This is a genomic window from Pedobacter sp. A2324 (assembly GCF_059693705.1).
The window spans coordinates 953,786-966,665 of record NZ_JCASSK010000002.1 but is presented as its reverse complement, the minus strand read 5'-3'; the positions used below and the strand labels follow the sequence as shown (position 1 = coordinate 966,665).

Here is a 12,880-nt window from a genome sequence, read left to right as displayed (position 1 = left end):
TTTCTTCCCTTCCTTTCGGTTGGGAGTGCAAAGGTAGAAAACTTTTTTTAACTTCCAAATAAAATAATTTTTTATTTTTCTGTTAACGTTTTCTTCTCTTTTCAATCTGGCCCTTCAGCCATCCCCATCTTCCTCCGAAGCGGAGTGCAAAGGTAGGAAAAATAACCACCACCCAAAATATATTTCAGCTATTAACTCCTTCTTTCTCCTAAACCACTGTTTTTCAACCAGAAAAATTTAACCGCCATTAAAACATTTATCGCTTTGGGTTGTTTGCAAGCCCCGGCAGGAAAAGAACACTATATATAAGCTTCACTTTTCCTGTATCCTTTTGTGTCTTTGTGGTATAATCATTTAAGCGCTCTATTCCCTGGTTCACCGACACCAGGCTACAGCACACCCAACATCGAAAGCAGTAATAACCCCAAAATCCAACTCACAAAACCCCGTTTCCAGCATTCCGCTAGGATAAAAGCACCCAAAATCGGCCTTCAACCCAATAAGATGGCACTTTTATAGGCTCCTGATCCTAGCATGTTCCTTTCTTGTTCCTACCTTGTTCCTTTGTGGTACCTATCTGTTAAGTGCCATGGTACTGCGAAACACGAACCAAACACCTATTGCAAATACATGAAACTAATCGAAAAACCTAAAGTAGAATTGAAATGGCATCGAAACAAAAAAGCCTCAACTTTTTCAAGTTAAGGCTTTGTTGCGGAATGGACGGGACTCGAACCCGCGACCTCCTGCGTGACAGGCAGGCATTCTAACCAGCTGAACTACCACTCCTTTTGTTCTCCTTTAAAGTTAGAACCTCTTTCTCTTTCGAGGATGCAAATATAGAGACTATAACTTAATTCGCAAACTTTTTTTTAAAAAAATCACAAGGCGCTAATTACCAGCGCCTTCCTGCATTTTCTCTGCATTCTCAGCAAACTGTAATGCATCAATGATCTCCTGAATGTCCCCATCCATAATGGTAGGAAGATTATAAAGTGTCAATCCGATACGATGCTCGGTCACACGTCCCTGGGGATAATTATAGGTTCTGATCTTCGCAGAACGGTCACCCGTAGAAACCATCGTTTTACGTTTAGCCGCTATATCACCATTTTTCTTTTGCAATTCAATATCATAAAGCTTGCTACGCAACATCTCCATCGCAATAATACGGTTACCCAATTGCGATCGCTCACGCTGACAAACCACTACAATTCCAGATGGCTTATGCGTGAGCTGTACTTTCGTCTCCACTTTATTCACGTTCTGTCCACCAGCACCACCCGAACGGGATGTCTGTAATTCAATGTCAGCAGGATTAATGAATAAATCGATTTCTTCTGCTTCAGGTAAAACGGCAACGGAAGCAGCAGAAGTATGTACACGACCCTGGGTTTCCGTATCAGGTACGCGCTGTACACGGTGCACACCACTTTCATACTTTAGCTGACCATAAACGTCTTCCCCACTCACTTTTAAAATCACCTCCTTGTAACCGCCAGCCGTACCTTCAGTTACATCCACCGTTTCGACATTCCAGCCCTTGGTTTCAAAATAACGAGTGTACATCCGGTATAAATCCCCTGCAAATAGCGCAGCCTCATCTCCACCTGTACCACCACGAATCTCAAATACCGCATTTTTAGCATCTTCCGGATCCTTAGGAATCAACATCAGCCGGATACGGCTCTCCATTTCATCCTGCTGAGCCAACATCAGATCCAGCTCTTCTTTTGCCATCTCCCGCATTTCAGCATCCTTTTCGGTCGCTAAAATCTCTTTATTGGCATCAATATTACTCATCACATTTTTGTAGACTTTATATTCATCTACAATTTTGCCTAAATCCTTGTATTCTTTATTTAAAGCTGCGAAACGTTTCATATCCTGAATCACGTCCGGATTACTCAACGATTCCTCTACATCTTCCCAACGTAGTTTTATAGCTTCTAATTTATCTAACATAATATATTCTAATTGAAATCCTTAAAATTAAGTAACCCCGAAATCTTAAGAAATGCAAAAATAAGGAAAAAAGCTGAATTAGTTTGAACGCACAAATAACCTATGCCGAAAACATTAAACCCTGAATAAACTATTATTATGATTTGTAGTATTCAAGTTTTAAGTCAATACCATCAAAAACGGCATACGAACTGTAAGTTAACCACTCTCCTATGTTAACATACCTGCTACCATTTCCCAGGGCAAGATCTAAAGGCAGGTGCCTGTGCCCAAATATGAAATAATCGAAATGCTGTTTCTGCAATTGTTCTTTTGCATAAATGGCCAGCCAGTCGCGATCAACACCCGAAAAAACTTCTTGCACCGTTTGAGCAGCCCTGCTTCCCTGACTCCAGGCATTGGCAATTCCAATACCTAAATTAGGATGCAACCGCGCGAAAAGCCATTGGCAAAGCTTACTTCTAAATATTTTTCTCAAGAATTTATATTTGGCATCACCCGGACCCAAACCATCTCCATGATGCAGATAGAATTTTTTATTGCCACGGTCAATCACCAGCTCATCACTAATGATCTCCATTCCAATTTCCTGAGCAAAATAATCCCGAACCCACATGTCGTGATTGCCTTTAAAGAAATAAATCTTGATTCCGGAATCGGCCATAGCGGCCAGCTTCCCCTGCAATCGGATAAAACCTTTGGGAATCACCTTGGCATACTCAAACCAAAAATCGAAAATATCGCCCATTAAGAATAGCTCACTACAATTTGGCTCGATAAATTCAAGCCAGCTTACAATACGCGCTTCACGGGCACGGCTTTCCTCATAATTTGGAGTGCCTAAATGAAAATCAGATGCAAAATAAATGTTCTTGGCCATGCGCAGCTTCAAAGGTAAATGAAAAAGTTGGGAGTCTGAAGTCGCACCATCCAATTGCAATATAAAACAAATTCCCCAAATGAACATTGAGGTACATAGCATAACCAACCCAATGGAAAAACATATATTAGTAAATAAATTTTCCTTTCTATGAAAAAACAAATTCTATTAAGCTTATTTGCATTCACGCTGTTTGCCTGTAATGAAAGCAAAAAGCCCGCAGAAAATATCACAAGAATGAAATATCCTGAAACGAAAAAAGATAGTACCACCGACAATTATTTCGGAACAACCGTTGCCGACCCCTACAGGTGGTTGGAAAATGACACTTCCGCAGAAACAAAAGCATGGGTAGAGGCTGAAAATAAGGTTACCCAAAACTACCTGTCACAAATTCCCTATCGTGATGACATGAAGAGAAGGCTGACAGAAATATGGAACTACCCTAAAGAGTCAGCACCATTTAAAGTTGGGGATTACTATTTCTTTACCAAAAACAACGGACTCCAAAATCAAAGTATCTGGTTTATAAAAAAAGGACTGGATGGAATGGAGCAGGTTTTTCTTGACCCCAATACCTTAACTGCCGACGGAACTGCAGCGGTTTCTCTATTGGGTTTCTCTCATGATAAAAAATACGTAGCCTATTCTGTTGCACAGGCCGGTTCAGACTGGAGCAATATATATGTAATGGAGGTGGCATCAAAAATGAAACTCGGCGATGAACTAAAATGGACAAAATTCTCTGGTGCAGCCTGGAAAGGCGATGGTTTTTATTATAGCAAATTCGATGAACCGTTTAAGGGTACTGATCTTTCAGCAGCCAATAAGTTTCAAAAGGTATATTATCACAAACTCGGCGATCAGCAAAAAGACGATCAATTGATTTTTGAGGACAAAACCAACCCAAACTTATATTTTGGAGCCAGTGTTACCGAAGATGAACGTTTTTTGATCGTATACGCCAGTGCAGGAACATCAGGAAATGCACTATACTATCAGGATCTGAGTGCCGCAGGAAGCAAACTTGCCATATTGGTTAAGGGCTACGAAAATAACCATAGTATTATCGATAATGTGGATGACAAATTATTACTGAACACTGATCTTGATGCCGAAAATAAACAGGTTGTTTCAATCGATCCCAAAAACCCAGATCCCAAAAACTGGCAAAAGATTATTCCTGAATCTAAACTTGCGCTCGAAGGTATCGGTACCGGAGGTGGTTTTTTATGGGCTTCATACCTGAAAGATGCCAGTACAAATATTGTTCAGTTTGATTTGTCGGGCAAAAAAATCAGGGATGTGAAATTACCTGATATTGGCACCGTTGGTGGATTTGGTGGTTACAAGGAGGATAAAGAGTTCTTTTATACCTTCACCAATTTTACTACACCCGGAACAATTTACCGTTATGAAATTAATAAGGCTGAATCTGAGCTGTATAAAAAGTCAGAGCTGAAATTTAACACTGAAAATTACGAAACCAAACAGGTATTCTATACATCTAAAGACGGAACGAAAGTGCCGATGTTTATTGTTCATAAAAAAGGAATCCAACTTGACGGTAACAATCCTCTTTACTTATATGCTTATGGAGGATTTCAAATCAGCCTCACGCCCGCCTTTAGCTTATCAAGAATGTTGTTTATGGAAAAAGGTGGAATTTACGTGCAACCAAGCCTGCGTGGAGGAAGTGAATATGGCGAAGCCTGGCACAAAGGTGGAATGCTGAGCAAAAAGCAAAACGTATTCGACGATTTCATCGCTGCCGCAGAATACCTCATTAAGGAGAAATATACCAGTGCAGATAAAATTGCCATTTCGGGAGGTTCAAACGGAGGCTTGCTGGTGGGTGCCTGCATGACCCAACGTCCCGACCTGTTCAAAGTAGCCTTGCCTGCCGTAGGCGTTTTAGATATGCTTCGCTACCACAAGTTTACAGTCGGCTGGGGATGGGCAGTGGAATATGGCACAAGTGATAAGAAGGAAGACTTTGATTATCTGATCAGGTACTCTCCGCTACACAACATAAAATCAGGCATAAATTATCCTGCAACATTGATTACCACAGCAGATCACGACGACCGTGTAGTGCCTGCACACTCTTTTAAGTTCGCGGCTACATTACAGGAAAAATACAAAGGAAACAACCCAATGTTGATCCGGATTGAAACCAAAGCGGGCCATGGGGCAGGTAAACCAACAACAAAAATGATTGAAGAAGCCAGTGATGTATGGAGCTTTGTATTTCAAAATTTAGGGATGTCCTGGTAAGCAATCACGTGAAGTAATGCGTTCACATAGAATGCAAACTCCGCCATTATCTACCAAACCCATAGACCAATTATAATTCGCTCTGAACGTTAAAAAAACATTAAGTTTTGCTTTAATTCAAGTTAAAGCATATAAAATATTGAATAGAAAAACATTACAGAATTATCTAGAATATTTCTAAATAGAAAACATTGTAATGGTTTATTTAGTAACTTTGCGTCAAATTTTTTTAGAATGATCTCTACAGATATAGCCGTAATAGGCGCCGGTCCGGTTGGTTTATTTGCCATTTTTGAAGCCGGTTTATTGAAAATGCGTTGTCACCTGATTGATTATCTACCGCAGGTAGGTGGACAACTTTCTGAAATTTACCCTAAAAAGCCAATCTACGATATCCCAGGTTATCCATCGGTTTTGGCTCAGGAATTAATTGACAACCTGATGGAGCAGGCTAAACCCTTTCATCCGACCTTTACATTAGGTGAGCGGATCGAAGGTTTAGAAAAACGTGGTGAAGCCGATTTTGTGCTGACGACTAACATGGGCACTGTTATAGAGGCTAAAGTGGTTGTAATTGCAGGTGGATTAGGCTGTTTTGAACCACGTAAACCAGCAGTTGAAAACCTGGAGAATTTTGAAAACGGCAAGGGTGTTAACTACATGATCCTTGATCCTGAGAAATACCGTGGCGAGAAAATGGTAATTGCGGGCGGTGGGGACTCTGCATTAGACTGGACGATTTATCTTGCTGAAGTTTGCTCTGAACTTACCCTGGTACATAGAAGTGAAAGCTTCCGTGGTGCACCAGATTCGGTAGCTAAAGTAATGGCTCTGGCAGAAAGCGGAAAAATCAACCTGGTTTTAAACAGCAATTTACAGGCTGTACACGGAACTGATAAACTTGAAAAAGTGGAGATTGTGCAGAACCGTACCATGGAAAAAACGGTTGTAGATGCTGATCACTTAATTCCATTGTTTGGTTTAAGTCCAAAGTTAGGCCCAATTGAAGACTGGAATCTAAACATCAGTAAAAGTGCAATCGAGGTTAATGTAGATGATTATTCTACTAACATACCGGGAATTTATGCCATTGGTGATATTAATACCTATACAAATAAGTTGAAATTGATTCTTTGCGGTTTCCATGAAGCAGCACTAATGAGTCATAGTGCTTATTCCTATATGAATCCCGGTGTTAAGTATACCATGAAATATACAACTGTAAACGGAGTTTCAGAATTTTAAGCTTTGCGCTAATATTATTTTAATAAAAACTATTATGAATCTGTTGTTTTTTTCAATTGTATTCATGAATGCTTCGCAGTTTTAGTTATTTTTGCGCCTATAAGCGAGCAAAATGGAGAACAACATTACAATATACATGCAGGAGCCGGATGGCTCAGTTACAGAACACGAAGCACCAACTGATATGGGCTTAAGTCTGATGGAATTTCTAAAGGCATCAGAATACGATATCTTAGCCACTTGTGGCGGAATGGCCCTATGTGCAACCTGCTGTGTAGATGTTTTGGAAGGCGAAGAGAAGTTAAACGAAATGACGGATGATGAATACGCCATGCTCGATACTTTACCAGACCTGTTACCTAATTCACGTTTAGCTTGCCAGTTGCAGTTAAATAATAATATGGATGGCTTGAAAGTAAAATTACATGGGGTAAGTTAACCAGGAAAATATGATAAATGAAAAAGGCGATACTGCAAACAGTATCGCCTTTTTTGTGCCTTCAGCTATTGAATGGCTATTTTTTGTCGCTCAACATTCCAGCCGTAATATTCGATTGATAAATTACTTCCGCCGGAAGGATATTCGATGGTAATCGTTTTGCTTTCCCCAGGAAGAACGCTCACATAATTATCATCGTAAAATGCCGGCAATATCCGTTTGCCTGTGCCGCTTTCAATCAAAGCAACACGGTTAAAAAAGGCCACCGGGTTACCTGATGGATTACTCAGCGTTACACTAACCTGATTACTTTTCTGCTTAGCAGCAGTAACTTTTAATGCCGCTTGTTTTATATTTTTCAGGCCTGAATACTCCCCGTCCTTACCTGCAAGCCAGTAAATATTATCACTGATAACCTGCTGCTTAATATTTAAAAGTTTCAATGAAACAAAAACACCTTCTTTTTTATCAAGCTTTTTCAGAAAGTCGGTTAATGGAAAATACCTGCGTACTGATGATGAGCCGATAGAATTAAATGCCTGCGAATAAAAATAATCTTTACCGTCCATATCATAAACCTTTGCCTGAACCATCAGGTTAGTCAGGTCGGTTAGTCCGTTATTCACCACAGTTACCATGCTGTCTAATGGGTTCATCATGATGTGTAATGGCTCACTGCCTTTACGTAGACCATACAAACAGGCATTGGGGTCCAGGTAATAGTCGTACATCTGTCCACGTAATGCAGTCCACGGATTTTGTGTTTTCCAGATAATGGAGCCAGTGTACCAGTCCCACATCTTATTTGAAAAACCTTCCATAAGCGCACGATACTGATCGTAATTGACCAGCTGAGCTTTCATTGCAAAATCCCTGGCATCTTTAGCCTTACCATAAGGATTAATGTATTGATCATAACCAATATATTTATGGTAATCCCATACCGAATCCAGCTTACTTCCGAACTGTGGCGATACCATATTTTCTTTTGGCATAAAACGTTCAAGCGATTCGTAATCACCAACGCCTACAGAACCAACCTCTGAGTTATACGGAAATGTCTTTACCCCCCAGAAATGTTTTGGATCTTGTATACCATATGGACCATCACCATTTCCACCCAGTGCATTGAACGACATTTCATCGCTGTTTGAAAAGTCAAAAAATTTGCGCGTACCATCAAGGCGTGGTAAAATGTCATTCTTTATCGGATTTAAAATATCGTCAGGTGGGGTAATCTCGTTACCACCACACCAAAAGGCAAGAGAAGCATGATTTCTAACCATTTTTACCTGATCTTCTATCGCCGTTAATACCAATGGGTGGTTATCGGGATAATTCCGCCTGGTCCACTGATCTTCTTTTTTCATTGGATCTACCCAACGGCCATTACAGTCGCCACTAAACCAAAAATCCTGAAAAACCAATAAGCCATATTTATCACAGGCATTATAAAACTCCGGGCGCTCCAGAATAGCACCGCCCCAGATTCTGATCAGGTTCAGGTTCATATCCTTATGATACCTGATTTCAGCATCATAACGCGCATCAGTAAACCGCAGCATCGCATCCGAAATAATCCAGTTACCACCCTTAATAAAAATTTTCTGCCCATTCACATAGGTACCGATACTTTGAGTATGCTCATTCCAGATATTATCAATCTGTCTGATCCCTACATTCAGATTTTCCTGGTCCAACACCTGTTCTGCAATGATAAACTTAATGTTCATCGGATACAAATCCTGTTTACCATAACCACTGGGCCACCATAACTTCGGATTTTCCAAAGCCAGATCTGCAAAGGCAACCTCAGTATTCTTGTTTGCAGCAACAGAGATAGTTTTGCTTATCGTTTTACCTGCCATCTGATATTGTAAAATACCGGAAACTGGTTTCCCGGTTGGGTTTTCAACTTCTACAGAAACTTTAATGATGGCAGGCTTCTGTTGTGAATCTGGCAAACGTTTTCCGGGAACAAGCGTCACCACGTGTGGATTCTGGATGTTAATACCTTTGGTTTTTTCTATAGTTACTTTATCCCATATACCGGTATTCCGATCGCGGATGGGCTGAATCCAATCCCATCCCGCAGTATATTGGGTGGTTAGATTTTTGGCAATGGTACCATCTCCACCTTGTCCGCCGTTCGGGTCACCCGGAAAATCAGGCGGGTAAACAATAACAGCCAAACGGTTTTTACCTGTAGCATTTAAAAGCCTGGTAATGTTATATTTTGCCCTAATGTGCATGCCCACATGCGTTTGCGGATTTACCTTTTTACCATTCAGATAAAACTCAGCTTTGTAATTAATCCCGCGGAATTCCAGATAAACCTGTTCATTGCCAATGGCTTTTTCATTGAAATCCTTTACAAACCAATAAGTATAATAGTCGTTTCCCGTATGATAAATGTCAGGAATCTTTAAGTTGTTCATCCCGTAAAACGGATCAGGAACTTTTTGATTATTAAGTAATGTAGTCAACACTGTGCCCGGTACCGTAGCCGGAAGCCAGTTAGATAACGGGTAGGCCACATCCGAAAGCTGAATGCCATTTACTTTTACATCCTTGATATTACTGCAAAACCAGTCTTTATTAAGTTCATAACGTTGTTGCGCTCCAGCTACAAGACTAAAGCAGATTAACCCCAGCAATAAAATTTTTCTCATGTTCATTGATTTGTTTAGTTTACTAATTACCATCGGTTAAATGGGTCAGGCCAGTCGTCACGCAATCAATCCGGGGGTATTGTCTACGATTTGTATCAACCTGTATCTGTCATTAATCATCGACATCATTTCCGACGCCAATAAATTACTAAAGTAAAACGTTTTATGATTTTTCCCGCCAAATAATGAAATATTTTCGCCTTTCGAGCTATATTTAACAAAAATACGACCTAAATCACCTCTAATACCACCACGTTATCAATAGCAGGATCACTATAGATATTAGAAATCTCATACTTGCCTTTTTTGAAAATAACTTTAACAGGCACTCCGCCCTGCAGGCGGTAAGCTTTTTTGATTTTCTTAAAACCTGTGGGCGCAAAGCTTACAGAAATATAGTCAGAGTTAAGAAAGTGCAGATATATTTTATTGCCTCTCTGGGTCATGCTCCAGGCTTTTTCAGGTTTCAAAAACCCGGCTTTCGTACCATAAACACTTTCACCATTAATTTTTAGCCACTCCCCTACCTCATTTAGCCTGCGCTGAAACTCAGGCTGAATTTTACCGTTTGGCATCGGACCGATATTTAATAACAGATTAGATCCCAGGCTTGCAGCTTTCACCAGCATGTGCACGAGTTCCTTTGACGATTTGTAGCCTGTATCACTTAAATTATATCCCCACGAATTGGATATCGTTTCGCAGGTTTCTAATGGAAGTTGCTCAGATGGTTTCTGAAAACTTAACCCCGACTTATTCTCTCCGGGCAAATCACGCTCAAACATTTGAAAATCCTCGCCGGCGAAGGGAGTAAGGTGGTGGTTATTACCGATCATACACTGGGGTTGCAGTTTATGTATTAAACCATAGATTTCATTATACTTCCAGTCAATCCTCGATGTTCTGTCTGATGAACCTTCCGGCGCAGTCTGATCCCAGTGCCCATCAAACCAGATTCCACCAATCTCACCATAGTTGGTCAGTAACTCCGTTAACTGGTTTTTCATAAACTGAATATAACTGGCATAATCTCCCTTCCCTTTTCTCGCAGAGTATTGCCCCGTACGGCCGGTTTCATGTGGATAATCCTCCCGACGCCAGTCAAGCAATGAGTAATATAAGTAAAGTTTAACCCCTTGCTTATGACATTCATCTGCCATCATTTTCACCACATCCATTTTGTATGGCGTATTCATAATATTGAAATCCGAATATTTCGTTTCCCACATACTGAAACCATCATGGTGGCGTGTGATGAGTGTAATATATTTCATGCCCGCATTTTTAGCTAGGCTTACCCATTGGGCTGCATTAAATTCTACCGGATTAAAAAAGTCTTTGAGGTTACTGTAATTCGCCACAGTAAGTTTCCTGTCGTTCATCACCCATTCGCCACTGCCCGGAATGCTGAACGGGCCCCAGTGAATAAATAAACCGAAGCGGGCATCACTGAACCATTCCCTTTGTTTCAGGTTTGTAGCAGATGGACTGTAATCCTGGGCATGAAGCTGTATAAACCAGAACAATAAAAATATCGCAAAAGAAAGTCTTCTCATCATGGCATCCGGTTAATCTAATCAATAGAAGCAGTAGCCTTTGATGGCTTTCCAATCACCTTGTAATTTCCATCACCCTTTAAAATCGCGAGCATCTGTGGCTGATTGGTGAACAGGTTCTTAGCCGCAGCCAATTCCTTGTCGTACTGAAAGCTTTGCTCAATGCGGCCTTTTTCATAAAAATAACGACTCACAATCTGCGTTTCCAGTACGCGCTTGATTTCAGCCTTATGCGTTACCAGGTCGGTCTTTTTAGCAGAAGTTAATCTGGCCTTCAAATCATCCAAATCATTCTTTACCTCTACCGACTTATTTTCCTTCTCTGCCTCTGTACGGAGTTCGGCAAGTAACCTTTCCGTACGACTTTGATAACTAAGATCTTTATCTGCTAAACCATTTGTGAAGGCAGTGTAATCGGCATCAGTTAGTTGAAAAGATTTAGCAGAAGCTACATTCTGATTCGCTTTCCGGTATTGATTGGCGTAATTGAAAAACTGATTTTTGTTAATCATCGCAATCGTGATCGGGCTCAATTTATCTGCACTCACTACCACATCAGGGTATACGCCGTTACCACTATAAACATTTCGCCCGGATTTTGTATTGTACATTACCATTACCGAATCTGCAAACCGTCCTGCTATGCCATTTACATCTTTATGTGCATAGTCGAGTTTTTGAATACATCTGCCAGAAGGCGTGTAATATTTGGCTACGGTCACCTTTACCAGACTGTTATACGGCAGATTGAAAGTTTGCTGCACTAGCCCCTTTCCGTAACTCCGCTGACCAACAATGATCCCACGGTCCAGATCCTGCAACGAGCCTGCTACAATTTCCGATGCCGACGCAGAATTGCCATTTACCAGTACCACAAGTGGCAAATCAGCCGCAATAGGTGCAGATAGTGTTTTATATGCAATAGTTTTTTCTGCATTTTTTCCTTTTTGTGTTACAATCAGCTGATCCTTCCCCACGAAAAGGTTAACAATTTTAACCGCTTCCTGCAAAATACCGCCTCCGTTATTTCTCAAATCCAATACTATACCTTTTGGATTCTCTTTTTGTATAGCAACAAGGGCATCCTTTACCTCCTGTCCGGAGTTTTCTAAAAACTTATCTAGTTTAATATATCCTATCCCATCCCCGACCATCCCTGAATAGGAAACATTAGGCTGCTTAATTTCATCACGCACCAATTTCTTACTGAGTTCTTTGCCCTCACGGATGATAACCAGATCCACAGGGGTACCTTTCGGGCCACGCAAGAGCTGGCTGATCTCCTGCCGCTCTTTACCCTTTACTGCAATGCCATTGATGCTTACCACCTGATCTCCAGATTTTATGTCGCCTTTGTTCGCCGGATACCCCTCACTAATGTCGTTCACAAACAATTTCCCATCGATGAATACAGTGCTGGCCCCGATTCCCCCATATTGCGTACTTACATATTTTAATTTGTAGTCCTCTATCTCCGATTCAGGTACATACTCCGTGTAAGGATCAAGGCTGTCTAACATGGCGTCGATGCCCGTTTTCATCAGTTGGGGCGCATTGGTATCATCAACATAATTGATGTTGATCTCCTTATACAGGGAGGCAAAAATATCCAGGTTCTTAGATACCAGAAACAAATCTTCTTTAAAAGAATAAGATAGAACCGCACCACTGAATGCTGCTGCAAAAAGAACATATTTTAATTTTTTCATTCCCTTTAGATTGTAGATCCGATGAAACAGCTCAGCGCATAGCCGGGATTGCTCGGTTATAAACAAAGTAAATGTACAAAAACCTCAAAGGATTAAAAACAGTAAAATAGGAAAGTGGGTAAATTAAGCGTTACCCA

8 protein-coding genes and 1 tRNA gene are annotated in these 12,880 nt (G+C 40.7%); 3 read left to right on the top strand and 6 right to left on the bottom strand.

Annotation, left to right across the window (positions count from 1 at the left end; genetic code table 11):
- Window positions 1-715: 715 nt before the first annotated feature.
- The 3 genes from AC570I_RS09315 to AC570I_RS09305 all read right to left on the bottom strand — a co-directional run bounded on the left by AC570I_RS09315 (window position 716) and on the right by AC570I_RS09305 (window position 2,845).
- Window positions 716-789 (bottom strand) — tRNA-Asp (locus tag AC570I_RS09315).
- A gap of 102 nt (window positions 790-891) precedes the next feature.
- Window positions 892-1,965, bottom strand: a complete 1,074-nt coding sequence (gene prfA, locus AC570I_RS09310; protein ID WP_497405239.1) for a peptide chain release factor 1 — start codon at window positions 1,963-1,965, stop codon at window positions 892-894.
- A gap of 136 nt (window positions 1,966-2,101) precedes the next feature.
- The gene (locus AC570I_RS09305; protein WP_497405238.1) at window positions 2,102-2,845 is read right to left on the bottom strand and encodes a UDP-2,3-diacylglucosamine diphosphatase; all 744 of its coding nucleotides are present in this window, start codon (window positions 2,843-2,845) and stop codon (window positions 2,102-2,104) included.
- A gap of 150 nt (window positions 2,846-2,995) precedes the next feature.
- Here AC570I_RS09305 and AC570I_RS09300 point away from each other — a divergent pair, with 150 nt between their 5' ends.
- The 3 genes from AC570I_RS09300 (at window position 2,996) to AC570I_RS09290 (ending at window position 6,806) form a co-directional block, all read left to right on the top strand.
- Window positions 2,996-5,122, top strand: a complete 2,127-nt coding sequence (locus AC570I_RS09300) for a prolyl oligopeptidase family serine peptidase (RefSeq protein ID WP_497405237.1) — start codon at window positions 2,996-2,998, stop codon at window positions 5,120-5,122.
- Window positions 5,123-5,356: 234 nt separating this feature from the next.
- Complete coding sequence (locus AC570I_RS09295) at window positions 5,357-6,367, top strand: NAD(P)/FAD-dependent oxidoreductase (protein WP_047799586.1); 1,011 nt, start codon at window positions 5,357-5,359, stop codon at window positions 6,365-6,367.
- 112 nt (window positions 6,368-6,479) lie between these two features.
- Complete coding sequence (locus tag AC570I_RS09290) at window positions 6,480-6,806, top strand: 2Fe-2S iron-sulfur cluster-binding protein (protein WP_047799587.1); 327 nt, start codon at window positions 6,480-6,482, stop codon at window positions 6,804-6,806.
- A 65-nt stretch (window positions 6,807-6,871) separates the two neighbouring features.
- Here AC570I_RS09290 and AC570I_RS09285 read toward each other — a convergent pair whose 3' ends face one another.
- The 3 genes from AC570I_RS09285 to AC570I_RS09275 form a co-directional block, all read right to left on the bottom strand.
- Entirely contained in the window at window positions 6,872-9,478 is a 2,607-nt protein-coding gene (locus tag AC570I_RS09285; RefSeq protein ID WP_497405236.1) for a glycoside hydrolase family 2 protein, read from the bottom strand.
- Window positions 9,479-9,708: 230 nt separating this feature from the next.
- On the bottom strand, window positions 9,709-11,037 hold the full coding sequence (locus tag AC570I_RS09280; protein ID WP_497405235.1) for an alpha-L-fucosidase: 1,329 nt from the start codon (window positions 11,035-11,037) through the stop codon (window positions 9,709-9,711).
- A 14-nt stretch (window positions 11,038-11,051) separates the two neighbouring features.
- The gene (locus AC570I_RS09275) at window positions 11,052-12,743 is read right to left on the bottom strand and encodes a S41 family peptidase (RefSeq protein WP_497405234.1); all 1,692 of its coding nucleotides are present in this window, start codon (window positions 12,741-12,743) and stop codon (window positions 11,052-11,054) included.
- Window positions 12,744-12,880 lie beyond the last annotated feature (137 nt).

Excerpts from the sequence above, each read along its gene's own strand:
- prfA (WP_497405239.1), bottom strand. The coding sequence starts at position 1,965 with ATGTTAGATAAATTAGAAGCTATAAAACTACGTTGGGAAGATGTAGAG.
- AC570I_RS09305 (WP_497405238.1), bottom strand. The coding sequence starts at position 2,845 with ATGGCCAAGAACATTTATTTTGCATCTGATTTTCATTTAGGCACTCCA.
- AC570I_RS09300 (WP_497405237.1), top strand. The coding sequence starts at position 2,996 with ATGAAAAAACAAATTCTATTAAGCTTATTTGCATTCACGCTGTTTGCC.
- AC570I_RS09295 (WP_047799586.1), top strand. The coding sequence starts at position 5,357 with ATGATCTCTACAGATATAGCCGTAATAGGCGCCGGTCCGGTTGGTTTA.
- AC570I_RS09290 (WP_047799587.1), top strand. The coding sequence starts at position 6,480 with ATGGAGAACAACATTACAATATACATGCAGGAGCCGGATGGCTCAGTT.
- AC570I_RS09285 (WP_497405236.1), bottom strand. The coding sequence starts at position 9,478 with ATGAGAAAAATTTTATTGCTGGGGTTAATCTGCTTTAGTCTTGTAGCT.
- AC570I_RS09280 (WP_497405235.1), bottom strand. The coding sequence starts at position 11,037 with ATGATGAGAAGACTTTCTTTTGCGATATTTTTATTGTTCTGGTTTATA.
- AC570I_RS09275 (WP_497405234.1), bottom strand. The coding sequence starts at position 12,743 with ATGAAAAAATTAAAATATGTTCTTTTTGCAGCAGCATTCAGTGGTGCG.